Origin of the sequence: Bacillus crepusculi (assembly GCF_014764715.1) — a bacterium.
In the GTDB taxonomy this organism is placed as follows: Bacteria; Bacillota; Bacilli; order Bacillales; family Bacillaceae; genus Bacillus.
This window is the reverse complement of sequence record NZ_JACXXE010000011.1, coordinates 24,306-49,144: the sequence shown is the minus strand read 5'-3', so window position 1 is coordinate 49,144 and position 24,839 is coordinate 24,306. Positions and strand designations below refer to the sequence as shown.

37 protein-coding genes are annotated in these 24,839 nt (G+C 42.1%); all 37 read right to left on the bottom strand.

What is annotated here, in order from left to right; all coding sequences use genetic code 11:
• Positions 1-47: 47 nt before the first annotated feature.
• Complete coding sequence (gene rplQ / locus IEE86_RS16040) at positions 48-410, bottom strand: 50S ribosomal protein L17 (RefSeq protein ID WP_003216944.1); 363 nt, start codon at positions 408-410, stop codon at positions 48-50.
• Positions 411-485: 75 nt separating this feature from the next.
• Positions 486-1,430, bottom strand: coding sequence for a DNA-directed RNA polymerase subunit alpha (locus IEE86_RS16035; protein ID WP_191098077.1), 945 nt, complete (start codon positions 1,428-1,430; stop codon positions 486-488).
• A 175-nt stretch (positions 1,431-1,605) separates the two neighbouring features.
• A complete protein-coding gene (rpsK, locus tag IEE86_RS16030) occupies positions 1,606-2,001 on the bottom strand; it encodes a 30S ribosomal protein S11 (protein ID WP_003217231.1) in 396 nt (131 codons plus the stop codon).
• Between the two features lie 20 nt (positions 2,002-2,021).
• Complete coding sequence (rpsM, locus tag IEE86_RS16025) at positions 2,022-2,387, bottom strand: 30S ribosomal protein S13 (protein WP_003217023.1); 366 nt, start codon at positions 2,385-2,387, stop codon at positions 2,022-2,024.
• 21 nt (positions 2,388-2,408) lie between these two features.
• Complete coding sequence (rpmJ, locus tag IEE86_RS16020; RefSeq protein WP_003156543.1) at positions 2,409-2,522, bottom strand: 50S ribosomal protein L36; 114 nt, start codon at positions 2,520-2,522, stop codon at positions 2,409-2,411.
• 31 nt (positions 2,523-2,553) lie between these two features.
• Complete coding sequence (gene infA, locus IEE86_RS16015; RefSeq protein WP_003217190.1) at positions 2,554-2,772, bottom strand: translation initiation factor IF-1; 219 nt, start codon at positions 2,770-2,772, stop codon at positions 2,554-2,556.
• Positions 2,773-3,082: 310 nt separating this feature from the next.
• Entirely contained in the window at positions 3,083-3,829 is a 747-nt protein-coding gene (gene map, locus IEE86_RS16010; protein ID WP_007496338.1) for a type I methionyl aminopeptidase, read from the bottom strand.
• The gene (locus IEE86_RS16005; protein WP_191098076.1) at positions 3,826-4,479 is read right to left on the bottom strand and encodes an adenylate kinase; all 654 of its coding nucleotides are present in this window, start codon (positions 4,477-4,479) and stop codon (positions 3,826-3,828) included. Before IEE86_RS16005 ends, map begins: the two co-directional genes overlap by 4 nt.
• A gap of 55 nt (positions 4,480-4,534) precedes the next feature.
• Positions 4,535-5,827, bottom strand: coding sequence for a preprotein translocase subunit SecY (secY, locus tag IEE86_RS16000; RefSeq protein ID WP_034323198.1), 1,293 nt, complete (start codon positions 5,825-5,827; stop codon positions 4,535-4,537).
• Between the two features lies 1 nt (position 5,828).
• On the bottom strand, positions 5,829-6,269 hold the full coding sequence (gene rplO, locus IEE86_RS15995) for a 50S ribosomal protein L15 (protein WP_034323201.1): 441 nt from the start codon (positions 6,267-6,269) through the stop codon (positions 5,829-5,831).
• Between the two features lie 30 nt (positions 6,270-6,299).
• Complete coding sequence (gene rpmD, locus IEE86_RS15990) at positions 6,300-6,482, bottom strand: 50S ribosomal protein L30 (protein ID WP_003217067.1); 183 nt, start codon at positions 6,480-6,482, stop codon at positions 6,300-6,302.
• A 13-nt stretch (positions 6,483-6,495) separates the two neighbouring features.
• Positions 6,496-6,996, bottom strand: coding sequence for a 30S ribosomal protein S5 (rpsE, locus tag IEE86_RS15985; protein WP_007496332.1), 501 nt, complete (start codon positions 6,994-6,996; stop codon positions 6,496-6,498).
• Between the two features lie 24 nt (positions 6,997-7,020).
• Positions 7,021-7,383 carry a 50S ribosomal protein L18 gene (gene rplR / locus IEE86_RS15980; protein ID WP_034323204.1) on the bottom strand — a complete coding sequence of 121 codons (363 nt, stop codon included), beginning with the start codon at positions 7,381-7,383 and terminating at the stop codon, positions 7,021-7,023.
• A gap of 32 nt (positions 7,384-7,415) precedes the next feature.
• Positions 7,416-7,952: a 50S ribosomal protein L6 gene (rplF, locus tag IEE86_RS15975; protein ID WP_191098075.1), complete on the bottom strand. Its 537-nt coding sequence runs from the start codon at positions 7,950-7,952 to the stop codon at positions 7,416-7,418.
• 31 nt (positions 7,953-7,983) lie between these two features.
• Positions 7,984-8,382 carry a 30S ribosomal protein S8 gene (gene rpsH / locus IEE86_RS15970; RefSeq protein ID WP_003217040.1) on the bottom strand — a complete coding sequence of 133 codons (399 nt, stop codon included), beginning with the start codon at positions 8,380-8,382 and terminating at the stop codon, positions 7,984-7,986.
• Between the two features lie 31 nt (positions 8,383-8,413).
• Positions 8,414-8,599, bottom strand: a complete 186-nt coding sequence (gene rpsN / locus IEE86_RS15965) for a 30S ribosomal protein S14 (RefSeq protein ID WP_008356542.1) — start codon at positions 8,597-8,599, stop codon at positions 8,414-8,416.
• A 22-nt stretch (positions 8,600-8,621) separates the two neighbouring features.
• Positions 8,622-9,161: a 50S ribosomal protein L5 gene (gene rplE / locus IEE86_RS15960; RefSeq protein ID WP_191098074.1), complete on the bottom strand. Its 540-nt coding sequence runs from the start codon at positions 9,159-9,161 to the stop codon at positions 8,622-8,624.
• Between the two features lie 25 nt (positions 9,162-9,186).
• Positions 9,187-9,498 carry a 50S ribosomal protein L24 gene (gene rplX, locus IEE86_RS15955; protein ID WP_034323211.1) on the bottom strand — a complete coding sequence of 104 codons (312 nt, stop codon included), beginning with the start codon at positions 9,496-9,498 and terminating at the stop codon, positions 9,187-9,189.
• A 35-nt stretch (positions 9,499-9,533) separates the two neighbouring features.
• Entirely contained in the window at positions 9,534-9,902 is a 369-nt protein-coding gene (gene rplN / locus IEE86_RS15950) for a 50S ribosomal protein L14 (protein WP_003216882.1), read from the bottom strand.
• Positions 9,903-9,941: 39 nt separating this feature from the next.
• A complete protein-coding gene (gene rpsQ, locus IEE86_RS15945) occupies positions 9,942-10,205 on the bottom strand; it encodes a 30S ribosomal protein S17 (RefSeq protein WP_003216906.1) in 264 nt (87 codons plus the stop codon).
• A 25-nt stretch (positions 10,206-10,230) separates the two neighbouring features.
• The gene (rpmC, locus tag IEE86_RS15940) at positions 10,231-10,431 is read right to left on the bottom strand and encodes a 50S ribosomal protein L29 (protein ID WP_003217155.1); all 201 of its coding nucleotides are present in this window, start codon (positions 10,429-10,431) and stop codon (positions 10,231-10,233) included.
• Positions 10,421-10,855 (bottom strand): 50S ribosomal protein L16, encoded by a 435-nt coding sequence (rplP, locus tag IEE86_RS15935; RefSeq protein ID WP_003225801.1) that lies wholly within the window; start codon positions 10,853-10,855, stop codon positions 10,421-10,423. Before rplP ends, rpmC begins: the two co-directional genes overlap by 11 nt.
• A 1-nt stretch (position 10,856) precedes the next feature.
• Positions 10,857-11,513, bottom strand: coding sequence for a 30S ribosomal protein S3 (gene rpsC, locus IEE86_RS15930; RefSeq protein WP_003217241.1), 657 nt, complete (start codon positions 11,511-11,513; stop codon positions 10,857-10,859).
• 3 nt (positions 11,514-11,516) lie between these two features.
• Positions 11,517-11,858, bottom strand: coding sequence for a 50S ribosomal protein L22 (gene rplV, locus IEE86_RS15925; protein ID WP_007496316.1), 342 nt, complete (start codon positions 11,856-11,858; stop codon positions 11,517-11,519).
• A 17-nt stretch (positions 11,859-11,875) separates the two neighbouring features.
• A complete protein-coding gene (gene rpsS / locus IEE86_RS15920; RefSeq protein ID WP_003216920.1) occupies positions 11,876-12,154 on the bottom strand; it encodes a 30S ribosomal protein S19 in 279 nt (92 codons plus the stop codon).
• Between the two features lie 57 nt (positions 12,155-12,211).
• Positions 12,212-13,045 carry a 50S ribosomal protein L2 gene (gene rplB / locus IEE86_RS15915; RefSeq protein ID WP_024425599.1) on the bottom strand — a complete coding sequence of 278 codons (834 nt, stop codon included), beginning with the start codon at positions 13,043-13,045 and terminating at the stop codon, positions 12,212-12,214.
• Between the two features lie 28 nt (positions 13,046-13,073).
• Positions 13,074-13,361 carry a 50S ribosomal protein L23 gene (rplW, locus tag IEE86_RS15910; protein ID WP_003217016.1) on the bottom strand — a complete coding sequence of 96 codons (288 nt, stop codon included), beginning with the start codon at positions 13,359-13,361 and terminating at the stop codon, positions 13,074-13,076.
• Complete coding sequence (gene rplD / locus IEE86_RS15905; RefSeq protein ID WP_034323219.1) at positions 13,361-13,984, bottom strand: 50S ribosomal protein L4; 624 nt, start codon at positions 13,982-13,984, stop codon at positions 13,361-13,363. The genes rplW and rplD overlap by 1 nt, the downstream gene beginning before the upstream one ends.
• A gap of 27 nt (positions 13,985-14,011) precedes the next feature.
• Positions 14,012-14,641, bottom strand: a complete 630-nt coding sequence (rplC, locus tag IEE86_RS15900; RefSeq protein ID WP_041084736.1) for a 50S ribosomal protein L3 — start codon at positions 14,639-14,641, stop codon at positions 14,012-14,014.
• Between the two features lie 37 nt (positions 14,642-14,678).
• Entirely contained in the window at positions 14,679-14,987 is a 309-nt protein-coding gene (rpsJ, locus tag IEE86_RS15895) for a 30S ribosomal protein S10 (protein WP_099728190.1), read from the bottom strand.
• 218 nt (positions 14,988-15,205) lie between these two features.
• Positions 15,206-16,165, bottom strand: a complete 960-nt coding sequence (locus IEE86_RS15890) for an alpha/beta fold hydrolase (RefSeq protein ID WP_191098073.1) — start codon at positions 16,163-16,165, stop codon at positions 15,206-15,208.
• A gap of 109 nt (positions 16,166-16,274) precedes the next feature.
• The gene (gene tuf, locus IEE86_RS15885) at positions 16,275-17,465 is read right to left on the bottom strand and encodes an elongation factor Tu (RefSeq protein WP_191098072.1); all 1,191 of its coding nucleotides are present in this window, start codon (positions 17,463-17,465) and stop codon (positions 16,275-16,277) included.
• Positions 17,466-17,583: 118 nt separating this feature from the next.
• Positions 17,584-19,662: an elongation factor G gene (gene fusA / locus IEE86_RS15880; RefSeq protein ID WP_191098071.1), complete on the bottom strand. Its 2,079-nt coding sequence runs from the start codon at positions 19,660-19,662 to the stop codon at positions 17,584-17,586.
• Positions 19,663-19,716: 54 nt separating this feature from the next.
• Positions 19,717-20,187, bottom strand: coding sequence for a 30S ribosomal protein S7 (gene rpsG / locus IEE86_RS15875; RefSeq protein WP_008356520.1), 471 nt, complete (start codon positions 20,185-20,187; stop codon positions 19,717-19,719).
• A gap of 124 nt (positions 20,188-20,311) precedes the next feature.
• Positions 20,312-20,731, bottom strand: a complete 420-nt coding sequence (gene rpsL / locus IEE86_RS15870) for a 30S ribosomal protein S12 (RefSeq protein WP_003216962.1) — start codon at positions 20,729-20,731, stop codon at positions 20,312-20,314.
• A gap of 112 nt (positions 20,732-20,843) precedes the next feature.
• Positions 20,844-21,092, bottom strand: coding sequence for a 50S ribosomal protein L7ae-like protein (locus IEE86_RS15865; protein WP_191098070.1), 249 nt, complete (start codon positions 21,090-21,092; stop codon positions 20,844-20,846).
• Positions 21,093-21,238: 146 nt separating this feature from the next.
• Positions 21,239-24,838 carry a DNA-directed RNA polymerase subunit beta' gene (gene rpoC, locus IEE86_RS15860; RefSeq protein WP_191098069.1) on the bottom strand — a complete coding sequence of 1,200 codons (3,600 nt, stop codon included), beginning with the start codon at positions 24,836-24,838 and terminating at the stop codon, positions 21,239-21,241.
• Between the last annotated feature and the right edge of the window lies 1 nt (position 24,839).

Below are 24,839 nucleotides of genomic sequence, written 5' to 3'. Positions count from 1 at the left end.
ATCCAGTTATAAACTGTCCCGCCCTTTCTTAGATACACGATATGTGATTAAACTAATTCAATGACAGCCATTGGTGCGCCATCGCCGCGACGAGGTCCAAGCTTCATGATACGAGTGTATCCACCTTGGCGATCTTCGTAGCGAGTTGCAACGTCAGCGAATAATTTTTGAAGTGCATCTTGGTTTGTTTCAGCGTTAGCTACTTCGTTACGAATGTAAGCTGCAGCTTGACGGCGAGCATGAAGATCTCCGCGTTTGCCAAGAGTGATCATTTTTTCAACTACAGAGCGAAGTTCTTTCGCACGTGTTTCAGTTGTTTCGATGCGTTCGTTGATGATCAAATCAGTCGTTAGGTCACGAAGCATTGCTTTACGTTGTGCACTAGTGCGTCCTAGCTTTCTGTATGCCATGTGATGTCCCCTCCTTAATTAGAGATGCTGTATGAATAAAAAACACACGAAAATCCTAGTTCACAATGAAACTAGTCAATCGTCTTTACGAAGACCCAGTCCAAGTTCTTCTAGTTTCGCTTTCACTTCTTCAAGAGATTTACGTCCAAGGTTACGAACTTTCATCATATCCTCTTCTGTCTTGTTAGCAAGCTCTTGAACAGTATTAATACCCGCACGCTTCAAACAGTTGTAAGAACGAACAGAAAGATCAAGCTCTTCAATTGTCATTTCAAGCACTTTTTCTTTTTGGTCTTCTTCTTTTTCAACCATGATTTCTGCATGCTGAGCTTCGTCAGTTAACCCAACGAAAATATTCAGGTGTTCAGTTAAAATCTTAGAACCTAGAGCGATCGCTTCTTTCGGCCCTGTGCTTCCATCAGTCCATACATCTAGTGTTAGTTTATCATAGTTTGTGATTTGCCCAACACGGGTGTTCTCCACTTGATAAGTCACACGAGATACAGGTGTATAGATTGAATCGATCGGAATCACACCGATTGGCTGATCGTCTCTTTTGTTTGCATCAGCAGGATTATACCCGCGACCTCTTTGTGCAGTTAAGCGAACACGGAAGCTCGCATTCTTGCCAAGAGTTGCGATGTGAAGATCTGGATTTAAGATTTCAATATCGCTGTCGTGTGTAATATCAGCAGCTGTTACAATACCTTCATCTTGTACATCAATTTCAAGCGTCTTCTCTTCTTCAGAGTAGATTTTGAGTGCAAGCTTTTTAATGTTTAAGATAATCGTTGTAACATCTTCAACCACGCCTTCGATCGTTGAGAATTCGTGTAAGACACCATCTATCTGGATCGATGTTACAGCTGCACCAGGAAGTGAGGATAAAAGGATACGACGAAGGGAGTTCCCTAAAGTGGTACCATATCCACGCTCAAGTGGCTCTACGACAAACTTGCCATACTTGGCATCGTCGCTGATTTCAACCGTTTCGATTTTTGGTTTTTCAATTTCGATCATCTAATAAAACCCTCCTTCAAAACGTCGAAACCTCGAATAGAATCATATGAGATTCCATCCGAAATTCCTCATTGTTTAGTCCCGTATGTGCTCAGGCAACGAGTCGTGTATTCGTCTCATAAATAACTGTATCATAACCCATTATTGACAGGGACACAAAATCTATACAAACAAATTACACGCGGCGACGTTTTGGTGGACGGCATCCGTTATGAGGAACTGGAGTTACGTCTCTGATTGCAGTAACTTCAAGACCTGCAGCTTGAAGCGCACGAATTGCAGCTTCACGACCAGAACCAGGACCTTTAACAGTTACTTCAAGTGTTTTAAGACCATGTTCGATAGAACCTTTAGCAGCAGTTTCAGCAGCCATTTGTGCAGCGAAAGGAGTAGATTTACGAGAACCTCTGAATCCTAATGCACCAGCACTTGACCAAGAAATTGCGTTTCCATGAACATCAGTAATCGTTACAATCGTGTTGTTGAAAGTGGAACGGATATGAGCGATTCCAGCTTCAATATTCTTTTTCACGCGACGTTTACGCGTATTTTGTTTACGAGCAGCAGCCATTCTTTAACTACCTCCTTTACTTATTTTTTCTTGTTAGCTACAGTACGACGCGGACCTTTACGAGTACGCGCGTTGTTTTTTGTGTTTTGTCCACGAACAGGAAGTCCTCTGCGATGACGGATTCCGCGGTAGCTTCCGATTTCAATTAGACGCTTAATGTTAAGTGAAACTTCACGACGAAGGTCACCTTCTACTTTAAGTTTGTCAATGATATCACGGATTTTACCAAGTTCGTCTTCAGTTAGATCGCGAACGCGAGTGTCTTCAGAAACACCTGCTTCTTTAAGGACTTGTTGCGCAGTCGTACGACCAATTCCAAAAACATATGTTAAAGAAATGACAACACGCTTATCACGTGGAATATCTACACCAGCAATACGAGCCATGATTTGGGCACCTCCTTGTTATTAGCCTTGTTTTTGTTTATGTTTTGGGTTTTCACAGATCACCATTACTTTTCCTTTTCTGCGAATCACTTTACATTTTTCACAGATAGGTTTAACAGATGGTCTCACTTTCATGTGTTTCCAACCTCCTTCTTCCGGAGTTGCTTTATTTGTAACGGTACGTAATTCTACCACGAGTTAAGTCATATGGAGATAATTCTACCGTAACTTTGTCTCCAGGTAAAATGCGAATGAAGTGCATACGGATTTTTCCTGATACATGAGCCAAAACTGTATGACCATTCTCTAGTTCGACTTTGAACATTGCATTTGGCAAAGTTTCTGCTACAGTACCTTCCACTTCAATTACATCGTCTTTCGCCATTCAAGTGTTCTCCCTTCTTCAAATCAGTAATTTGCTCTCTGACAAATGTCCAAATGAGATCCTCTCAATTGTCCATCTATCACCCGACCTGTTTTGAATATACTGTTCTGAACTTCCGGAGATACGCAATCATAAAAGGTTAAATGATTGATATTTTTTTCTTAGGAGAATGAAATCTACGCTTTTCTCCGTCTGCGATTAGTATATGGCAACAAACGAACATGCCGATGACACCTGTATACTGATCTTGTTCTTTCCTTGGACTATACAGACAACCTGCCCAAATTGGGCCTGAAAGGCTTCAGAAGACCTAAATCTTAGTCAGTATATCAAAACCTGTATCTGTAATCGCAATCGTATGCTCAAAGTGAGCACACTTTTTCCCATCAACCGTTACAACCGTCCAGTTATCAGCCAATGTTTTCACATATCGGCTGCCTGCGTTCACCATCGGTTCGATGGCCAACACCATTCCAGGTTTTAGCCGTGGGCCTTTGTTTGGCGGACCATAATGAGGAATTTGAGGGTCCTCATGAAGATCCTGTCCGACCCCATGTCCAACATATTCTCTAACAACTGAGAAATTCTCACCTTCAACATACGTTTGTATGGCATGGGAAATGTTCGACAGACGTTCGCCTGGCTTTGCTTCCTGTAAGCCTTTATATAGAGATTCCTCTGTGACTTCCAGTAGTTTGCGGTCTTCATCACTGATTACCCCAACTGGATAAGTCCAAGCAGAGTCACCATGATAGCCATTTAACTTTGCGCCGATATCGATACTAATGATGTCTCCATCACGTAAAACCCGTTTACCAGGAATACCGTGAACGAGTTCTTCATTCACCGAAACGCAAATGCTCCCGCGAAAACCATTATACCCTTTAAAAGATGGGATTGCACCCTGCTTTGTAATAAAACGTTCGGCAATTTGATCCAATTCTTTTGTCGAAATACCTGGTTTTATGTGTTTCTTCAGCTCTTCATGAGTCAGTGCGACAATACGTCCAGCTTCTCTCATAATCTCAAGCTCGCGAGGAGTTTTACAGATAATCATTTATTTAATCCCCCAAGCAGGTCCTTGATATCTGTGTATACATCGTTAATGTGCTTCGCACCATCAATGTTTACAAGATATCCTTTTTCTGAATAGAAGTTCAGTAAAGGTTCAGTCTGCTTTAAGTTTACTTCAAGTCTAGTCGAAACGGTTTCTGCATTATCATCTGCACGTTGATAAAGCTCGCCTCCACACTTGTCGCAAACATTTTCTTTCGCAGGTGGATTGAATACTAAATGATATGTCGCTCCGCAATTTTTGCAAATTCTTCGGCCAGTCAGACGCTCCATCAAAGCATCTTTATCGACTTTAATATTAATGACATAATCAATCGTTCTGCCAAGGTCCTTTAGAATTTCTTCTAAAGCTTCAGCCTGAGCGACTGTTCGCGGAAATCCGTCCAGAAGAAAACCTTGTTCACAATCATTCTTGCCAAGTCTTTCTCTAACAATACCGATTGTGACCTCATCAGGAACAAGCTCTCCTTTATCGATAAAGGATTTTGCTTCGAGCCCAAGTTGTGTCTCCTCTTTCATAGCAGCGCGGAACATATCTCCTGTTGAGATATGAGGGATCCCATAATCATCAACAATTCGTTCTGCCTGAGTGCCTTTACCAGCACCCGGAAGCCCCATTAAGACTAAGTTCATTTCGGATTTCCCCTTCCTTACTTAGAGAGGTTGGGCAGGAGCCCAGCCCTCTGTTTTATTTCATAAATCCACGGTAGTTTCGTTTCACTAATTGGCTTTCAAGCTGTTTCATTGTTTCAAGTGCAACACCTACAACAATGAGAAGGCTTGTGCCACCAATTTGTGCAGCGGAAGGTAATCCAGCGAATTGAATGAAAAAGATAGGAAGTATTGAAATCACGGCTAAGAAAATGGCGCCCACAAACGTGAGTCGGTACAAAATACTCGTAATTCTATCTTGAGTCATTTTCCCTGGACGAACTCCCGGGATATAGCCACCCTGCTTTTGCAGATTTTCAGCCATTTGTTCAGGATTGACTTGGACAAAGGCATAAAAATATGTGAAAGCAACAATCAGCGCTACATAAATCGTCATACCGATTGGCTTAGTATAGTCAAAGTTGTTGGTTATCCAAGTTGTGACATTATTAGTTCCAAAGAACGATGCGACCGTCTGCGGAGTAATAATGAAAGAAACGGCAAAGATGACTGGAATCACCCCTGCTGGATTCACTTTCAATGGAAGATGCGTTGCTTGACTTGCAGACATTTGTGCACGGCCAGTTCCTTTTGAATATTGAATTGCAATTTTTCTCACTGCCATTTGAATGTAAATAACACCTATAACAATGATAAGAATGGCAATCACAATAAGGGCAATTTTAAGGATTTGCATGAACAGCTGTCCATCGCCACCTACAAACTGCTGAGCGTACACTTGCTTTAATGTTTGAGGGATACCTGCGATGATACCGGAAAAGATAATAATCGATATACCGTTACCTACGCCGTGAGCAGTAATCTGCTCACCCAGCCACATTAAAAATGCTGTTCCCGCAGTGAGTACGACCGCAATTAAGAGATACGTTGACACCCCAGGGTTTTCAATCAGCATGCCTCCTGCCATATTGTTGAACCCATATGACATTCCTAACGCCTGGATAAATCCTAGAACAATTGTAAAATACCTTGTGAATTGTGCTAATTTTCGGCGGCCAACCTCTCCTTGCTTTGACCACTCAGTAAACTTCGGAACAACATCCATCTGCAAGAGCTGAATGATGATCGAAGCAGTGATATACGGCATAATCCCCATTGCAAGAATGGAGAATTGGAAAAGTGCCCCACCCCCAAATGTATTGAGGATACCGAAAACACTCATTTGATCCTGTGCCTGGAGAACTTCAGCGTTCACATTAGGCACAGGGATGAAAGCACCTATACGAAAGACGACTAACATTAAAAGTGTGAATATAATCTTATTCCGTATATCTTTCACGCGCATAAAATTGGAGATTGTCTTAAACAAGTTAGATCACCTCGGCTGTACCGCCAGCAGCTTCAATAGCTTCTTTCGCAGAAGCAGAGAATTTATTGGCTTTTACAGTTAATTTTTTTTCTAATTTACCGTTGCCAAGAATTTTTACTCCTGCTTTTAACTTGCTTAATGCACCAGTCTCTAGAAGAAGTTCAGGAGTGACTTCCGTTCCTTCGTCAAAACTGTTTAATCTGTCTAAGTTGATTACCGCGTAATCTTTACGGTTGATGTTTGTAAAACCACGTTTTGGAAGGCGTTGGAATAAAGGCATTTGTCCACCTTCGAATCCAGGGCGTACACCGCCGCCAGAACGAGCGTTTTGACCTTTATGACCTTTACCAGAAGTTTTACCGTTACCTGATCCAATACCACGACCAACACGGTTGCGTACTTTACGTGAACCTTCTGAAGGCTTCAATTCATGAAGTTTCATTTGGGCACCTCCTTATCGATTAAAAATGTTTTATTGTTCTTTAACAGAAACTAAATGAGACACCTTGTTAATCATGCCGCGGATCGCTGCATTGTCTTCATGTACGACTGTTTGGTTTGTTTTCTTTAGACCAAGAGTACGAACAGTGACACGCTGATCTTCAGGGCGACCGATAACACTGCGTTTGAGGGTAATTTCTAATTTATTTGCCATTATTGTTCCCTCCTTATCCTAACAGGTCTTCTACAGATTTTCCACGAAGCTTCGCTACATCTTCAGCACGTTTAAGTTCACTTAAACCTTGAAGTGTTGCGCGGATCATGTTGATCGGTGTATTTGAACCTAGAGATTTAGAAAGGATATCAGCTAGACCAGCAAGCTCAAGTACCGCACGCACTGGGCCTCCAGCGATAACTCCCGTACCTTCTGAAGCAGGCTTCAATAGAACGTTTCCTGCACCGAATCGACCGATGATTTCATGTGGAATTGTAGTTCCAACCATTGGTACTTCAATTAAATTCTTTTTCGCATCTTCAACAGCTTTGCGGATTGCTTCTGGTACTTCTTGTGCTTTACCAGTACCGAAACCAACATGACCGTTTTTGTCACCGACAACAACTAAAGCTGCAAAACGGAAACGACGTCCACCTTTAACAACTTTCGCTACGCGGTTAACCGTAACTAAGCGTTCTTCTAACTCTAATTTGCTTGGGTCAATACGACTCATTCGGATGTGTCCCTCCTTCTTTTATTAAAATTTAAGTCCAGCCTCACGAGCAGCTTCAGCTAGAGCTTTTACACGTCCATGATATAAGTATCCTCCGCGGTCAAATACCACGTTAGAGATTCCTTTTTCAACAGCACGTTTTGCAACAACTTCGCCAACTTTCGTAGCAGCTGCAGTGTCAGAACTATTCTCGATCTTTAACTCTTTATCAAGAGTAGAAGCACTTACAAGTGTTACACCGTTCACATCATCAATTACTTGAGCGTAAATATTCTTGTTAGAACGGAAAACGTTAAGGCGAGGTCTTTCAGCAGTACCTGAAAGTTTCGCACGAACACGAGCATGTCTTTTAAGACGAGTAGCGTTTTTGCTAGTTTTCGTAATCATCCGAGTCACTCCTTTCTTCACTTTAAGCGATCTTACTTACCAGTTTTTCCTTCTTTACGGCGAACGAATTCACCTTCGTAACGAATTCCTTTACCTTTGTAAGGCTCTGGAGAACGGACAGCGCGGATGTTAGAAGCAAGAGCTCCTACACGCTCTTTATCGATACCTTTAACGATTACTTTCGTTTGAGATGGAACTTCGACTTCAACTCCAGCCTCAGGAACGATTTCAACTGGATGAGAGTATCCAACGTTAAGAACAAGTTTGTTTCCAGATTTAGCTGCACGGTAACCGACACCGATAAGTTCTAAACCTCTTTCGAAACCTTTAGATACACCTTCAACCATGTTTGCAAGCAAGCTACGTGTTGTACCATGTAATGCACGGTGTTCTTTATTTTCAGACGGACGGCTTACAGTTAAGACGTTGTCCTCAATTTTAATTTCCATATCAGGGTGAAACGTACGAGTTAGTTCACCTTTTGGTCCCTTTACTGTCACTGTGTTATCGTTGTTTGTCACAGTTACTCCTGAAGGGATCTCGATTAGTTTTTTACCTATGCGAGACATACCAAGCACCTCCATTCATCTTAAGCTTTTTTTACCATACGTAAGCAAGTACTTCTCCACCAGCTTGTTTAGCACGGGCTTCTTTGTCCGATAAAACACCTTGTGATGTAGAAATAATTGCGATTCCAAGTCCGTTAAGTACACGTGGTACTTCATTTGATTTCGCATATACGCGTAAACCAGGTTTACTGATTCTTTTAAGACCAGTGATAACACGTTCGTTGTTTTGGCCGTATTTAAGGAACATACGGATAATTCCTTGTTTGCTGTCTTCGACGTACTCAACGTCACGGATAAAACCTTCACGCTTTAAGATTTCAGCAATTTCTCTTTTGATTTTTGAAGCCGGTACTTCTAGCTTCTCATGACGTACCATGTTCGCATTGCGAATACGAGTCAGCAAATCTGCAATCGGATCTGTCATAACCATTATTTAATAACCTCCTTCCCATTTATGGGGATTACCAGCTGGCTTTTTTAACGCCAGGAATTTGTCCTTTATATGCAAGTTCGCGGAAACAAATACGGCAAAGTTTAAACTTACGAATAACTGAATGTGGACGTCCACAACGTTCGCAGCGCGTATACTCTTGAACTTTAAACTTTTGTTTGCGTTGTTGCTTCGCAATCATAGACTTTTTAGCCACGATTTCGCCTCCCTTTCATTGATTATTTCTGGAACGGCATACCTACTTGAGTTAATAACTCACGTGCTTCTTCGTCCGTATTGGCAGTCGTAACGATAACGATATCCATACCGCGGACCTTTGTTACTTTATCGTAATCAATTTCTGGGAAGATTAACTGTTCTTTAATACCAAGCGTGTAGTTTCCACGTCCGTCGAAAGATTTCTTAGAAATCCCGCGGAAGTCACGTACACGTGGTAAAGATACAGAAATAAGTTTATCAAGGAAATCATACATGCGCTCTCCGCGAAGTGTTACTTTCGCACCGATTGGCATCCCTTCACGTAGACGGAATCCAGCAATAGACTTCTTCGCACGAGTAACGACAGGTTTTTGACCAGCGATAAACGTTAATTCTTCAACAGCAGTATCGATTGCTTTAGCATTTTGAACTGCGTCACCAACACCCATGTTGATCACGATTTTTTCGATTTTTGGCACTTGCATTACTGATTTGTATTCAAACTTAGAAACTAATGCAGGTGTAATTTCTTTTACAAACTTTTCTTTAAGGCGGTTCATGAGAAAGACCTCCCTTCCTTATTTACTATTTATCTAGAACTTGCCCAGATTTTTTCGCTACACGGACTTTCTTTCCGTCCTCAACTTTATATCCAACACGTGTCACTTCACCCGTTTTAGGATCAAGCGGCATTACGTTTGATACGTGAATCGACGCTTCCTGTTCAGAAATTCCGCCTTGAGGGTTAGCTTGGGTTGGTTTAGAGTGTTTTTTCACAAGGTTAATACCTTCTACTAAAACACGGTCACTCTTAGGGAAAGCAGCAAGGATGACTCCTTGTTTACCTTTATCTTTACCAGAGATAACCACTACTTTATCGCCCTTTTTAACATGCATTTAATCGCACCTCCTTGAGTCGGGGATTGTATTCATTAAAGTACTTCTGGTGCTAGAGAAACAATTTTCATATAGTTATTTTCACGAAGTTCACGTGCTACTGGTCCGAAGATACGAGTTCCACGTGGGCTCTTGTCGTCACGGATGATGACACATGCATTTTCATCAAAACTGATGTAAGATCCATCGTTTCTGCGAGCTCCGCTCTTTGTACGAACGATAACTGCTTTCACAACTTCACCTTTTTTGACAACGCCTCCTGGTGTTGCTTGTTTAACCGTACAAACAATGACATCACCGATGTTAGCCGTCTTACGTCCAGAGCCACCAAGAACTTTAATCGTTAGTACTTCGCGTGCGCCAGAGTTGTCAGCTACTTTTAAACGAGTCTCCTGTTGAATCATTAATGTTACCTCCCTTCGGAAAAAGAAATCCGAACTTTATTAGATAATAACAGCTTCTTCGACAACTTCAACTAGACGAAAGCGTTTAGTCGCAGATAAAGGACGAGTTTCCATGACCTTTACGATGTCTCCGATTTTTGCTTGGTTGTTTTCATCATGTGCTTTGAACTTTTTAGAGTATCTTACACGTTTGCCATAAAGTGAATGCTTTTTGTATGTTTCAACTACAACAGTGATGGTTTTATCCATTTTGTCAGAAACAACACGACCTTGATACACTTTACGTTGGTTACGTTCGCTCATGTTTGCGGGGCCTCCCCTCTAATTATTATTTATTAGCAGCGATTTCTCTTTGACGAATCACAGTTTTCATGCGTGCGATTGATTTACGCACTTCACGAATGCGAGCAGTGTTTTCAAGCTGCCCAGTCGCTAATTGGAAACGAAGATTGAAAAGTTCTTCTTTAAGAGACTTTACTTTTTGTTCAATTTCAGCAGTGGTAAGGTCACGAATTTCATTAGCTTTCATTTGATTCACCACCAATTTCTTCACGTTTTACGAACTTCGTTTTAATTGGCAATTTGTGAGATGCAAGACGAAGAGCTTCACGAGCAACTTCTTCAGACACACCAGAAATTTCAAATAAAACTTTGCCCGGTTTTACTACAGCTACCCATCCTTCTGGAGCACCTTTACCGGAACCCATGCGGACCTCTAGAGGTTTTGCTGTGTATGGCTTAGAAGGGAAAATTTTAATCCAAACTTTACCGCCACGTTTCATGTAACGAGTCATAGCAATACGAGCAGCTTCGATTTGACGGTTAGTGATCCATGAAGCTTCAAGAGCTTGGATACCGAACTCACCGAAATGTACTTCAGTGCCGCCTTTTGCACGACCACGCATTTTTCCACGATGTTCTCTGCGATACTTCACGCGTTTTGGCAATAACATATTATTTTCCTCCTTCCGCAGTATTCTTCTTAGTTGGAAGGACTTCTCCACGATAGATCCATACTTTTACGCCAAGCTTACCATAAGTAGTGTCAGCTTCAGCAGTAGCATAGTCGATGTCAGCACGAAGTGTGTGCAACGGAACAGTACCTTCACTGTAATATTCAGAACGAGCAATATCTGCACCGCCAAGACGACCAGAAACCATTGTTTTAATTCCTTGTGCTCCAGCACGCATTGTGCGTTGGATTGTTTGTTTTTGTGCACGACGGAATGAAATACGATTTTCAAGTTGACGAGCGATGTTTTCAGCAACTAGCTGAGCGTCAAGATCTGCTCTCTTGATTTCAAGAATGTTGATGTGTACACGTTTGCCAGTTAGGCTGTTAAGAGCTTTACGAAGTGCTTCAACTTCAGATCCGCCTTTACCAATTACCATACCTGGTTTAGCCGTGTGGATTGTGATATTTACGCGGTTTGCAGCACGTTCGATTTCTACTTTAGAAACAGACGCGTCAGACAAACGCTTGCTGATGAATTCACGGATTTTCAAGTCTTCATGTAAGAAGTCAGCGTAATCTTTACCTGCGAACCATTTAGATTCCCAATCACGAATGACGCCAATACGAAGACCTACTGGATTTACCTTTTGACCCACGGATTATCCCTCCTTCTTTTCTGATACAACGATTGTAATGTGGCTAGTACGTTTGTTAATTGCGCTCGCACGACCCATAGCACGTGGACGGAATCTCTTAAGTGTTGGACCTTCGTCAACGAATGCTTGAGTAATCACTAGGCTGTTAGCGTCCAACTCGTAGTTGTGCTCAGCGTTTGCGATAGCAGATTTTAATACTTTTTCAATAATTGGTGAAGCAGCCTTAGGTGTAAGGTTTAAGATAGAAACTGCTTCTCCTACTTGCTTACCTCGGATCAGGTCCATTACTAGACGTGCTTTACGAGGAGCAATACGGACTGTTCTTGCGACAGCTTTAGCTTGCATTTAAAAGCCTCCTCTCATTAGCGTCTTGTTTTTTTATCGTCACTAGCATGACCTTTGTAAGTACGGCTTGGTGCGAATTCGCCCAATTTGTGACCTACCATATCTTCAGAAATGAAAACAGGTACATGTTTGCGTCCGTCATAGACAGCGATTGTGTGACCGATGAATTGTGGGAAAATTGTAGAACGACGAGACCAAGTTTTTACGACTTGCTTTTTGTCAGTTTCATTCAATTTCTCGACTTTAGCCATCAAATGATCATCAACAAATGGTCCTTTTTTTAAGCTGCGAGCCATTGTGGAACCTCCCTTCGTGATTGAACTACGGTCCTAAATGAACCGTAGACAACCCCGTTACTTGTTTTTACGACGACGTACAATGAATTTATCAGACTTGTTGGTTTTCTTACGAGTCTTGAATCCAAGAGTCGGTTTACCCCATGGAGACATTGGTGATTTACGTCCGATTGGAGCGCGTCCTTCACCACCACCGTGTGGGTGATCGTTAGGGTTCATTACAGAACCACGAACTGTTGGGCGTACGCCTTTCCAGCGAGAACGTCCAGCTTTACCGATGTTAATTAATTCGTGTTGCTCGTTTCCAACTTGACCGATAGTCGCACGGCAAGCAGAAAGAATCATGCGAACTTCTCCTGAGTTCAAACGTACAAGAACGTATTTACCTTCTTTACCAAGAACTTGAGCAGAAGTACCAGCAGAACGAACTAATTGTCCACCTTTACCTGGTTTTAATTCAATGTTATGCACAACTGTACCAACTGGGATGTTGATAAGTGGAAGAGCATTACCTGGTTTGATGTCAGCTTCTGGTCCAGAAGTAACTTCAGTACCAACTTGGATTCCTTTCGGAGCAAGAATGTAACGTTTCTCACCATCTGCATAGTTTACAAGAGCGATGTTCGCTGAACGGTTTGGATCATACTCGATTGTAGCAACGCGTCCAGGTATACCGTCTTTATCACGCTTAAAGTCAATGATACGGTATTGACGTTTATGACCGCCACCTTGATGACGAACAGTCAATCTACCTTGGTTGTTACGTCCGCCTTTTTTATGAAGCGGTGCAAGCAACGATTTTTCTGGTTTGTCAGTCGTGATTTCAGCAAAATCTGAAGTAGTCATGCCACGACGACCATTACTGGTTGGTTTATACTTTTTAATCGCCATTTTGAATTTCCCTCCTTCTTTTTAAGATTTACGCTTCAAAAATTTCGATTTCTTTGCTGTCAGCAGTTAATTTCACGATCGCTTTTCTGCGACGGCTAGTCATACCAGTGTAGCGTCCAACGCGTTTAGATTTTCCTTTGTAGTTTTGAACGTTGACTTTCTCAACTTTCACTCCAAAGATTTCTTCAACAGCGTCTTTCACTTCTGTTTTGTTAGCTCTGACATCAACTTCGAACGTGTACTTCTTCTCTGTCATTAGATCAGCAGAACGTTCAGTAATGATAGGGCGCTTTAGAACATCACGAGGATCTTTCATTATGCAAGTCCCTCCTCTACTTTTTCAACCGCTGCTTTTGTGATCAGAAGTTTGTCGTGGTTGACAACGTCAAGAACGTTGATACCTTTAGCTTCAACAACTGTTACTCCAGGGATGTTACGAGCAGATAAAGCTACTGTTTCGTTTGCATCCGCAGTGACGATCAACGCTTTCTTCTCAACAGATAACCCTTTAAGGATGCCTGCGAATTCTTTCGTTTTCACTGCATCAAGAGTTAGATCTTCAAGAACGATGATGTTGTTGTCGATTACTTTAGAAGACAATACTGACTTGATAGCCAAGCGGCGAACTTTTTTAGGTAATTTATAAGAATAGCTGCGTGGTGATGGACCGAATACGATACCGCCTCCGCGCCATTGTGGTGAACGGATAGAACCTTGACGAGCACGACCTGTACCCTTCTGTCTCCAAGGCTTACGACCTCCGCCACGTACTTCAGAACGAGTTTTTACTTTGTGAGTTCCTTGACGTAAGGAAGCTCTTTGCATAAGAATAGCATCGAATACTACGCTTTCGTTTGGCTCGATTCCAAACACAGAAGCGTTTAATTCGATTTCACCGTTAGTAGAACCGTTTTGGTTAAATAATGCTACTTTTGGCATGACTTGTTTCCTCCTTTCCTAAGAGAGTTATTTAGATTTAACTGCACTCTTGACAGTTACTAGAGATTTTTTAGCTCCTGGTACGTTTCCTTTGATCAATAGAAGATTGCGTTCTGCATCCACTTTAACGATCTCAAGGTTTTGGACAGTGATTTGCTCTCCGCCCATACGTCCTGGAAGAAGTTTACCTTTAAATACGCGGTTTGGATCAACAGGTCCCATTGAACCAGGACGACGGTGATAACGTGAACCGTGAGTCATTGGTCCGCGTGATTGTCCGTGGCGCTTGATAGCCCCTTGGAATCCTTTACCTTTTGATGTTCCTGTTACATCTACGATATCTCCATTTGCGAAAATATCAACCTTGACTTCCTGACCAACTTCATACGCATCTAACTCCACACCGCGTAATTCTTTTACGAAGCGCTTAGGAGCAGTTTCCGCTTTAGCAACGTGGCCTTTCTCTGGTTTGTTAGAAAGCTTTTCACGTTTGTCATCAAAACCGATTTGGATTGCTTCATAGCCATCCGTATCAGCAGTCTTCTTTTGAAGAACAACGTTAGCAGCAGCCTCAACAACAGTTACAGGGATAAGATCACCGTTTTCTGCGAATACTTGCGTCATACCAATTTTTCTACCTAAGATTCCTTTGGTCATTCGTCACACCTCCTATAATATGTGTTTTCTATTTGAATTAAAGTTTGATTTCGATATCTACACCAGATGGTAAATCTAAACGCATAAGTGCATCAACTGTTTGCGGAGTTGGATCCACGATGTCGATTAGACGTTTATGAGTACGCATCTCGAATTGCTCACGAGAATCTTTGTACTTATGCACCGCACGAAGGATTGTGTAAACTGATTTTTCAGTTGGAAGCGGGATTGGACCAGATACACTAGCACCAGAACGCTTAGCCGTTTCAACAATCTTCTCAGCAGATTGATCAAGAATTCTATGATCATATGCTTTTAAACGAATACGAATTTTTTGTTTTGCCATTATTTTCCCTCCTTTTCGCCTACTTACGTTAGACAGTTCTCCGTGAGAAAAACCTGATCACCTTGCCATGGCAAAGCGGCCGGGTGTGTCAGCAACCTCTCACTTCATCGCAGTCAAAGACCAACATGCACTATTGTACCAAATTGGCCTGCGTGTTGCAATAATAAATCGGATAAATTTATGATTTGCACACTTTTCATATTATACAGGGGTTCAGCCTATAAATCAAGCTTTCCCTGAAGATGATGTATAGCAGTCTTTCTTACGATACGAATAAATTCATCTGGCTCTTCAATATGCGGGGAATGTGCAGATTCTTTAAAGGTGAACCATTCCTTGATAGGTGCTGTTAATTGATCAACATATGGTTTTGATACAGCAGCTGGTGTAATCATGTCATGTTCACCAATGATAAAGTAGCACGGTATTAATATAGTAGAAACTCGGTATTGAATACTCTCATTCATCAGTTCATTCCATAGCTTATCCTGACTAAACTTCTGTCCTTTAAGGAATCTCCATTTATCTATAAGCTGATAATGCTTACTATGAAGAAACGCTCCCATTATTTGAAAAATCGGCTTCCACCTATGCGTGAGCCCTACTTTTGCGAACTCCTTATAGAGAGAGAACAAAGCATGTGCAGAAGTTCGCTTCCAAGGAGGTGGTGTCAGTAATCGAAGGCAGCTAGTGAACAGTCGATTGCGCTGGTATTTCTTTAGAAGAAGTTCGTACGACACAATATCTTCTTTTAAAACATCCACCACCTGACTAATCCCATAGTAAGCAAGATATAGATCTGGTCGCTTATGTACGGCTTGTATCGCAATTAGTGATCCCCACGAGTACCCTGCAATGTACAGTTTTGAATGCCCTAAATACGAAAGAAGCTTTTCGGTTAGTTCAATCGTATCTTCAACAAATTGCTGAATAGTCATCGAAGCAGCGGGAATTGTCTTTTGATAGGAAAGTCCTGCACCACGCTGATCCCAATGAACGACTGTAAAGTCTTGATCAAGTTCCTCATGAAAGGAATCAATATAACTGATTTGAGCTGAGCCAGGCCCACCATGTAAAAATAAAAGAACGGGCTTCGTTTTTTGCAGGTGATCTTCTTTTATCATAATCCATTGGTCAACCCCACCGATCAACCATTTTTTCAAGTGTGTCTTCGCCATTCCAGTGATCCTCTCGGTTCCATTTAGATTCTATAGCTTATAGTAGCGGTTCTGATCTGGAAAAGCAAAAAAAGAGACCCTTTTGAAAGGAGTCTCTTTTATCTGTTTATTACTTAATGATAGTAGAAACAACGCCAGAACCTACAGTACGTCCACCCTCACGGATAGAGAAACGAGTTCCTTCTTCGATAGCGATAGTAGAGATAAGTTCAACTTCCATCTCAGTGTTATCGCCAGGCATTACCATTTCAGTACCTTCTGGAAGATGTACGATACCAGTTACGTCAGTTGTACGGAAGTAGAACTGCGGACGGTAGTTAGTGAAGAATGGAGTATGACGTCCACCCTCTTCTTTAGAAAGTACATAAACTTCAGCTTTGAAACGGCTATGTGGAGTGATTGTACCTGGTTTAGCAAGTACTTGACCACGTTGGATATCTTCACGAGATACACCACGAAGTAGTGCACCGATGTTGTCACCAGCTTCAGCATAGTCAAGAAGCTTACGGAACATTTCAACACCTGTAACAGTTGTTTTACCGTTTTCTTCTTGAAGACCGATGATTTCAACTTCGTCACCGACTTTAACTTGTCCACGCTCAACACGACCAGTAGCAACTGTTCCACGACCAGTGATTGAGAATACGTCCTCAACTGGCATCATGAATGGCTTCTCAGTGTCACGCTCTGGAGTTGGGATGTACTCATCAACCGCATCCATAAGTTCAAAGATTTTTGCTTCGTACTCAGCATCTCCTTCAAGAGCTTTAAGAGCAGAACCTTTGATAACTGGTACATCGTCACCAGGGAAGTCATAGTCAGAAAGAAGGTCACGAACTTCCATTTCAACAAGTTCAAGTAACTCTTCATCGTCAACCATGTCACATTTGTTAAGGAATACTACGATGTAAGGTACACCTACGTTACGAGAAAGTAGGATGTGCTCACGTGTTTGTGGCATTGGACCGTCAGCAGCAGATACTACTAAGATCGCGCCGTCCATTTGAGCAGCACCAGTGATCATGTTTTTAACATAGTCAGCGTGTCCTGGGCAGTCTACGTGTGCATAGTGACGACTTTCAGTTTCATACTCAACGTGTGCAGTTGAGATTGTGATTCCACGCTCGCGCTCTTCTGGAGCACCATCGATTTGGTCATAAGCCATAGCTGTACCTTTACCAGATTTCTTATGAAGAACTGTTGAGATAGCAGCAGTTAGAGTTGTTTTACCATGGTCAACGTGTCCAATTGTACCAATGTTAGCATGCGATTTGGAACGGTCGAATTTTTCTTTAGCCATTCTAAAAATCCTCCTTAAAGGTTCATTGTATTTGGTATAGAGTGATAGAAAGTGAAGAGTTACCTCTCACTTTCTGATCTTCAATAGTAGTTATACTTTAGTTTAAAGGCAAAATCAATTATTCACCTTTATTTTTTTTGATGATTTCTTCACTGATGCTCTTAGGCACTTCTTCGTAGTGATCCATGTGCATAGTGAAAGTACCGCGTCCTTGTGTGTTAGAACGGAGTGCAGTTGCATATCCGAACATTTCAGAAAGTGGAACCATAGCGCGAACAACTTGAGCGTTACCGCGAGCTTCCATACCTTCTACACGTCCACGACGAGATGTGATATCACCCATGATGTCTCCCATGTATTCTTCAGGGATAACGACTTCCACTTTCATCATTGGCTCAAGTAGAACTGGGTTACATTTGCTGACAGCATTTTTCAATGCCATAGATGCAGCAATTTTGAACGCCATTTCGTTAGAGTCAACATCGTGGTAAGATCCATCAAATAATTTTGCTTTGATGTCGATTAATGGGAATCCAGCTAATACACCATTTTCAAGTGAATCTTCAAGACCTGCTTGAATTGCTGGGATGTATTCACGTGGAACAACCCCACCGACGATTGCATTTTCAAATTCGAAGCCTGCGCCTTCTTCGTTTGGTTCGAATTCGATCCAAACGTGTCCGAACTGACCGCGTCCACCAGACTGACGTACGAATTTACCTTCAACTTTTGCACCAGAACGGAATGTTTCACGGTACGCAACTTGAGGAGCTCCTACGTTAGCTTCAACCTTGAACTCACGTTTCATACGGTCAACAATGATATCAAGGTGAAGCTCACCCATACCAGAGATGATCGTTTGACCAGTTTCAGGGTTTGTTTGTGTACGGAATGTTGGATCCTCTTCAGCTAGTTTAGCTAAAGCGATACTCATTTTATCTTGGTCAGCCTTAGATTTAGGCTCGATAGCTACATCGATAACTGGCTCTGGGAATTCCATAGACTCAAGGATAACAAGATTTTTCTCGTCACAAAGAGTGTCACCAGTAGATGTATCTTTAAGACCTACAGCTGCTGCGATATCTCCTGCATATACAGTAGAGATTTCCTCACGGCTGTTTGCGTGCATTTGAAGGATACGTCCAACACGTTCACGCTTGTTCTTAGAAGAGTTCTTCACGTAAGAACCAGAATCAAGTGTTCCAGAGTATACGCGGAAGAAAGTTAGTTTCCCAACATAAGGGTCAGTCATAACTTTAAATGCAAGAGCTGCGAACGGTGCGTCATCAGTAGACTCACGTACAACCTCTTCATTTGTATCTGGCAAGGTACCTTTGATTGCAGCAACATCAGTTGGTGCAGGAAGGTAATCAATCACAGCATCAAGTACAAGCTGAACACCTTTGTTTTTGAAAGCAGAACCAACAAGAACTGGGTAGAATTCAACATTCAACGTTCCTTTACGGATTGCAGCTTTCAATTCAGGAATTGTGATTTCTTCACCCTCAAGGTATTTTTCCATAAGCTCTTCATCAAGCTCAGCGACAGCTTCAATTAGGCTGTTGCGAAGCTCTTCAGCTTTGTCTTTATACTCAGCAGGGATTTCTTGTGCATCAGAGCGTGTTCCAAGGTCATCTTCATAGAAGTATGCTACGTTTTCTACAAGGTCGATGATTCCTTCGAATTGGTCTTCAGCGCCGATCGGCAATTGAATTGCATGAGCGTTCGCTTGAAGGCGATCTCTTAATGTGCTTACAGAGTAAAGGAAGTCCGCACCAGTTTTATCCATTTTGTTAACGAATACGATACGAGGTACTCCGTAAGTTGTTGCTTGGCGCCAAACTGTTTCAGTTTGTGGCTCTACACCTGATTGTGCATCAAGAACAGCAACCGCACCATCAAGTACACGTAAAGAACGTTCAACTTCAACAGTGAAGTCTACGTGTCCTGGTGTATCGATGATGTTTACACGGTAACCTTTCCATTGTGCTGTAGTAGCAGCAGAAGTGATTGTAATACCACGTTCTTGCTCCTGCTCCATCCAGTCCATTTGTGAAGCTCCTTCGTGAGTTTCACCAATTTTATGGATACGACCAGTGTAGTACAAGATACGCTCAGTCGTTGTCGTTTTACCGGCATCGATGTGAGCCATGATACCAATATTACGAGTTTTGTCTAAGGAGAACTCTCTTGCCATTGGGTAATTTCTCCTTCCTTATTAGGGAATAGTTTTTTTAGTTTGGTATAAATCCTACCAGCGGTAGTGAGCGAATGCTTTGTTCGCTTCTGCCATTTTGTGTGTATCTTCACGTTTCTTAACAGCAGCACCAGTGTTGTTAGCTGCGTCAAGGATTTCGTTAGCAAGACGCTCTTCCATCGTTTTTTCTCCACGAAGACGAGCGTAGTTTACTAACCAACGAAGACCTAAAGTTGTACGACGGTCTGGGCGAACTTCTACTGGTACTTGGTAGTTAGCTCCACCTACACGACGTGCTTTAACTTCAAGAACTGGCATGATGTTTTTCAAGGCTTGTTCGAAAACCTCCATCGCTTCATTACCAGTACGTTCTTTGATGATATCAAATGACTTGTAGAGGATTGTTTGTGCTTTTCCTCTTTTACCGTCGATCATCATTTTGTTGATCAAACGAGATACAAGTTTAGAATTGTAAATTGGATCTGGCAAAACGTCTCTTTTTGCTACAGGACCTTTACGTGGCATCTGAATAGCCTCCCTTCTCTTTTAAAAGGATTTCTATCTGTCTCTCATCTCACAAGTTTCATTGTCAGTTACCTGACTCCACTGATCTGACGTCAACTTCTAAAAACCCTTATGTTTGTTTATATTATTTGCTTTGTTTAGGGCGTTTTGTTCCGTATTTAGAACGTCCTTGCATACGACCGTCAACTCCGGCAGTATCAAGCGCACCACGAACGATGTGGTAACGTACACCCGGTAAGTCTTTTACACGTCCGCCACGGATAAGTACTACACTGTGCTCTTGTAGATTATGTCCGATACCAGGAATGTAAGCTGTTACTTCAATCAGGTTAGACAAACGTACACGAGCATATTTACGTAGTGCTGAGTTTGGTTTTTTCGGTGTCATCGTACCGACACGAGTACAAACCCCGCGCTTCTGTGGAGATGTTACGTTAGTGTGCTCTTTTTTGAAACTGTTGTATCCTTTGTTAAGTGCAGGAGACTTTGAGTTTTCAACTTTACTCACGCGTCCTTTGCGTATTAGCTGATTAATTGTAGGCATGTTGTTATTCCTCCCTTCATTACTTTTTTTATAACCCACATACCCAGGTGGTTCATCAAAAGGCAAAAAACAATGCTTTTGCATTTTAAGCATGCAAAAACAAACAAGTACGTTATAACATAATGGCAACAGCTGCTGCCCCAACTTCAATTCCGCAGGCCTTGCCGAGCTTTTTCATGGAATCTACCATTAAAATGTCTACACCCTTCTCTTGCGCTAGTTTGATTACACTAGCTGTTAAAGCAGGATCAGCATCTTTCGCTACGACGATTTCCTTTACTGAATCTCGTTTTAAGGCTTTTACTGTTTGCTTCGTACCAATAATAATGGACTGAGCCTGTGATACTTTATCATAAGACATCGAATATCCTCCAAAGTAACAGGTTTTATTTTGAGCACCTTGGTTATATTATCATCATGGCAGAAGGATGTCAATATCGTATGACAGATATTCTTGACATCCTTCACCATTTTTTGATGATTTTTATGGAGATCTGATGAGATAGATTACTCTACAGGTACCATGTCGTCAGTCGGTTGCACTTGTGAAACCGGCTTAACTTTACGGTAGTTTGGCATTCCCGTTCCAGCTGGAACAAGTTTACCAATGATAACATTCTCTTTCAAGCCAAGCAGTTCATCGCGTTTTCCTTTGATCGCCGCATCTGTTAGGACACGAGTCGTTTCTTGGAAGGATGCAGCAGACAAGAATGAGTCTGTTTCAAGTGATGCTTTTGTAATACCAAGAAGAACTGGACGGCCTGTTGCAGGACGCTTGCCTTCGAATAGTACTTTTTTGTTCGCTTCAGTGAATTGGTGTACATCAAGAAGTGTACCTGGTAATACATCTGTATCCCCAGCATCAGCCACACGCACTTTACGAAGCATTTGGCGAACCATTACCTCTACGTGCTTATCTCCGATTTCTACCCCTTGCATACGGTATACTTTTTGTACTTCATGAAGCAGATATTCTTGAACAGCTGTCATGTCAGTCACTTTAAGAAGTTCTTTCGGATCGATTGAACCTTCTGTCAATACTTGACCACGAGTGACTTTGTCACCTTCAACAACTTTCAGACGTGCATTGTAAGGAGCTGTGTAAGAACGAGTTTCAACTTCGCCTTGAACCACAATTTCCTGCTGCTTGTCACGAACATCGTTAATTTCAGCAACGACACCATCAATTTCAGAGATGGTCGCTTGCCCTTTCGGATTACGCGCTTCAAATAGCTCTTGAATACGAGGTAAACCTTGTGTGATATCGTCTCCTGCTACCCCACCGGTGTGGAACGTACGCATTGTAAGCTGTGTTCCTGGCTCACCGATTGATTGTGCAGCGATGATTCCAACTGCTTCACCGACTTCAACGTCAGTACCAGTTGCAAGGTTACGGCCGTAGCATCGTTTACATACACCATGAGGCGTGTTACATGTAAATGCAGAACGGATCCATACTTCCTCGATTCCTGCTTCAACTACTTCAAGTGCTTTATCTTCATCAATTAGTTCGTTTTCGCCAACAATGACTTCGCCCGTTTCAGGATGAACAATTGGTTTTCTTGCAAAACGTCCGATTAGACGTTCTTCAAGTTTCTCAATAATTTCATTTCCTTCTTTAATGGACTTGGCCAAGATTCCACGGTCTGTACCGCAATCTGTTTCACGGATGATGACATCCTGTGCAACGTCAACGAGACGACGCGTGAGGTAACCTGAGTCAGCTGTTTTAAGAGCTGTATCGGCAAGACCTTTACGCGCTCCGTGAGTGGAAATAAAGTATTCTAATACAGTTAAACCTTCACGGAAACTTGATTTAATCGGAAGTTCAATGATACGTCCAGCCGGGTTGGCCATCAGACCACGCATACCAGCCAGCTGAGTGAAGTTAGATGCGTTACCACGCGCTCCAGAGTCACTCATCATGTAGATCGGGTTGACTTCATCAAGGGACTTCATCAGTTTACCTTGGATGACATCTTTAGAAGAACTCCAGATTGAAATGACTCTCTCATAACGCTCTTCTTCTGTAATCAAACCACGTCTGAATTGCTTCATGACGTTATCTACTTTTGCTTGTGCTTCTTCAAGGATTTTCTGCTTATCATCTAATACGACGATATCAGATACACCAACGGTAATACCGGCTTTAGTAGAATATTTGAACCCAAGATTTTTCATGCGGTCAAGCATTTTAGATGTCTCAGTGATGTGGAATCTCTTAAAGATTTCCGCAATGATTTTCCCTAAAATACCTTTTTTGAACGGCGGATTGATTTCTTGTTTCTCGATCGCAGCTTTTATATCCTCACCTTTTTCAAGGAAGAAACGATCAGGTGTTTTTTCTTCAATATTGCTCTTCGTCGGCTCATTCATGTATGGGAATGATTCCGGTAAGATTTCGTTAAAGATCAGTTTTCCAACTGTTGTAATCAACAATTTAGAACGCTGTTCATCAGTGAATGTCACATTCTTCAACGAGTTAGCTGCAACAGCTACACGAGTATGAAGATGCACATAACCATTTTGATAAGCTAGAAGGGCTTCATTCGTATCTTTGAAGACCATACCTTCTCCGATAGCACCTTTACGCTCAAGTGTTAGGTAGTAGTTACCAAGCACCATATCCTGAGATGGCGTAACAACTGGTTTTCCATCTTTCGGGTTCAAAATGTTTTGAGCAGCAAGCATTAAGATACGAGCTTCAGCTTGAGCTTCAGCAGATAATGGTACGTGAACCGCCATTTGGTCACCGTCAAAGTCAGCGTTGTAGGCTGTACATACAAGTGGATGGAGACGAATTGCGCGTCCTTCCACAAGTGTAGGTTCAAACGCTTGAATACCAAGTCTGTGAAGAGTTGGTGCACGGTTTAGTAAGACTGGATGCTCACGAATAACTGATTCTAAAACATCCCATACTTCCGGCTGCACGCGCTCAATTTTACGCTTCGCGCTCTTAATGTTGTGAGCTAATCCTTTTTCAACAAGCTCTTTCATCACAAATGGTTTGAATAACTCAAGAGCCATTTCTTTCGGAAGTCCACACTGATACATTTTCAAATGTGGGCCTACGACGATAACAGAACGTCCAGAATAGTCAACACGTTTACCAAGCAAGTTTTGACGGAAACGTCCTTGTTTCCCTTTCAGCATGTGAGAAAGAGATTTCAATGGTCTGTTTCCTGGTCCTGTTACTGGTCGACCTCTACGTCCATTATCAATCAAGGCATCGACAGCTTCTTGAAGCATACGCTTCTCGTTCTGAACGATGATGCTTGGCGCGCCAAGATCTAATAAACGTTTCAGACGATTGTTACGGTTGATGACACGACGATAAAGGTCGTTCAAGTCAGAAGTAGCAAAACGTCCACCATCAAGCTGAACCATTGGACGTAATTCTGGCGGAATAACCGGAAGTACATCAAGGATCATCCAAGACGGTTTGTTTCCTGAGTTACGGAAGGCTTCTAACACTTCAAGGCGTTTGATCGCACGTGTACGGCGCTGTCCTTGGGCTGTTTTTAGCTCTTCTTTCAGTGTATCTACTTCTTTTACAAGATCGATATCTTGAAGAAGTTTGTTGATTGCTTCAGCACCCATAGCTGCTTGGAATGTATTGCCGTATTTATCTAAATAAGCACGGAATTCTTTCTCAGAAAGAAGCTGTTTCTTCTCAAGCGGTGTGTTGCCTGGATCTGTCACGACGTAAGAAGCAAAGTAGATCACTTCTTCTAACGCACGTGGTGACATATCAAGTACAAGACCCATACGGCTTGGGATACCTTTGAAATACCAAATGTGGGAAACTGGGGCAGCCAGTTCGATATGCCCCATTCTCTCACGACGGACTTTTGCCCGTGTTACTTCTACACCACAACGGTCACATACAACACCCTTATAACGAACGCGTTTATACTTTCCACAATGACATTCCCAGTCTTTTTGCGGTCCGAAGATACGTTCACAAAAGAGACCATCTTTTTCAGGTTTCAGTGTACGATAGTTAATCGTTTCAGGCTTTTTCACTTCACCAAAAGACCAAGAACGGATTTTATCAGGTGATGCGAGACCGATGTTCATATACTCAAAATTGTTCACATCTAGCAAG

Coding starts and splice junctions, on each gene's coding strand:
- rplQ (WP_003216944.1), bottom strand. CDS start 410: ATGGCATACAGAAAGCTAGGACGCACTAGTGCACAACGTAAAGCAATG.
- IEE86_RS16035 (WP_191098077.1), bottom strand. CDS start 1,430: ATGATCGAAATTGAAAAACCAAAAATCGAAACGGTTGAAATCAGCGAC.
- rpsK (WP_003217231.1), bottom strand. CDS start 2,001: ATGGCTGCTGCTCGTAAACAAAATACGCGTAAACGTCGCGTGAAAAAG.
- rpsM (WP_003217023.1), bottom strand. CDS start 2,387: ATGGCTCGTATTGCTGGTGTAGATATTCCACGTGATAAGCGTGTTGTC.
- rpmJ (WP_003156543.1), bottom strand. CDS start 2,522: ATGAAAGTGAGACCATCTGTTAAACCTATCTGTGAAAAATGTAAAGTG.
- infA (WP_003217190.1), bottom strand. CDS start 2,772: ATGGCGAAAGACGATGTAATTGAAGTGGAAGGTACTGTAGCAGAAACT.
- map (WP_007496338.1), bottom strand. CDS start 3,829: ATGATTATCTGTAAAACTCCTCGCGAGCTTGAGATTATGAGAGAAGCT.
- IEE86_RS16005 (WP_191098076.1), bottom strand. CDS start 4,479: ATGAACTTAGTCTTAATGGGGCTTCCGGGTGCTGGTAAAGGCACTCAG.
- rplO (WP_034323201.1), bottom strand. CDS start 6,269: ATGAAACTTCATGAATTGAAGCCTTCAGAAGGTTCACGTAAAGTACGC.
- rpmD (WP_003217067.1), bottom strand. CDS start 6,482: ATGGCAAATAAATTAGAAATTACCCTCAAACGCAGTGTTATCGGTCGC.
- rpsE (WP_007496332.1), bottom strand. CDS start 6,996: ATGAGTCGTATTGACCCAAGCAAATTAGAGTTAGAAGAACGCTTAGTT.
- rplR (WP_034323204.1), bottom strand. CDS start 7,383: ATGATTACGAAAACTAGCAAAAACGCTACTCGTCTTAAAAGACATGCT.
- rplF (WP_191098075.1), bottom strand. CDS start 7,952: ATGTCTCGCATAGGTAAAAAACTAATCGAGATCCCTTCAGGAGTAACT.
- rpsH (WP_003217040.1), bottom strand. CDS start 8,382: ATGGTTATGACAGATCCGATTGCAGATTTGCTGACTCGTATTCGCAAT.
- rplE (WP_191098074.1), bottom strand. CDS start 9,161: ATGAACCGCCTTAAAGAAAAGTTTGTAAAAGAAATTACACCTGCATTA.
- rplX (WP_034323211.1), bottom strand. CDS start 9,498: ATGCATGTTAAAAAGGGCGATAAAGTAGTGGTTATCTCTGGTAAAGAT.
- rplN (WP_003216882.1), bottom strand. CDS start 9,902: ATGATTCAACAGGAGACTCGTTTAAAAGTAGCTGACAACTCTGGCGCA.
- rpsQ (WP_003216906.1), bottom strand. CDS start 10,205: ATGAGCGAACGTAACCAACGTAAAGTGTATCAAGGTCGTGTTGTTTCT.
- rpmC (WP_003217155.1), bottom strand. CDS start 10,431: ATGAAAGCTAATGAAATTCGTGACCTTACCACTGCTGAAATTGAACAA.
- rplP (WP_003225801.1), bottom strand. CDS start 10,855: ATGTTATTGCCAAAACGCGTGAAGTATCGCAGAGAACATCGTGGAAAA.
- rplV (WP_007496316.1), bottom strand. CDS start 11,858: ATGCAAGCTAAAGCTGTCGCAAGAACAGTCCGTATTGCTCCTCGTAAA.
- rpsS (WP_003216920.1), bottom strand. CDS start 12,154: ATGGCTCGCAGCTTAAAAAAAGGACCATTTGTTGATGATCATTTGATG.
- rplB (WP_024425599.1), bottom strand. CDS start 13,045: ATGGCGATTAAAAAGTATAAACCAACCAGTAATGGTCGTCGTGGCATG.
- rplW (WP_003217016.1), bottom strand. CDS start 13,361: ATGAAAGATCCTCGTGATGTTCTAAAGCGCCCTATCATTACTGAACGT.
- rplD (WP_034323219.1), bottom strand. CDS start 13,984: ATGCCAAAAGTAGCATTATTTAACCAAAACGGTTCTACTAACGGTGAA.
- rplC (WP_041084736.1), bottom strand. CDS start 14,641: ATGACCAAAGGAATCTTAGGTAGAAAAATTGGTATGACGCAAGTATTC.
- rpsJ (WP_099728190.1), bottom strand. CDS start 14,987: ATGGCAAAACAAAAAATTCGTATTCGTTTAAAAGCATATGATCATAGA.
- IEE86_RS15890 (WP_191098073.1), bottom strand. CDS start 16,165: ATGGCGAAGACACACTTGAAAAAATGGTTGATCGGTGGGGTTGACCAA.
- tuf (WP_191098072.1), bottom strand. CDS start 17,465: ATGGCTAAAGAAAAATTCGACCGTTCCAAATCGCATGCTAACATTGGT.
- fusA (WP_191098071.1), bottom strand. CDS start 19,662: ATGGCAAGAGAGTTCTCCTTAGACAAAACTCGTAATATTGGTATCATG.
- rpsG (WP_008356520.1), bottom strand. CDS start 20,187: ATGCCACGTAAAGGTCCTGTAGCAAAAAGAGACGTTTTGCCAGATCCA.
- rpsL (WP_003216962.1), bottom strand. CDS start 20,731: ATGCCTACAATTAATCAGCTAATACGCAAAGGACGCGTGAGTAAAGTT.
- IEE86_RS15865 (WP_191098070.1), bottom strand. CDS start 21,092: ATGTCTTATGATAAAGTATCACAGGCTCAGTCCATTATTATTGGTACG.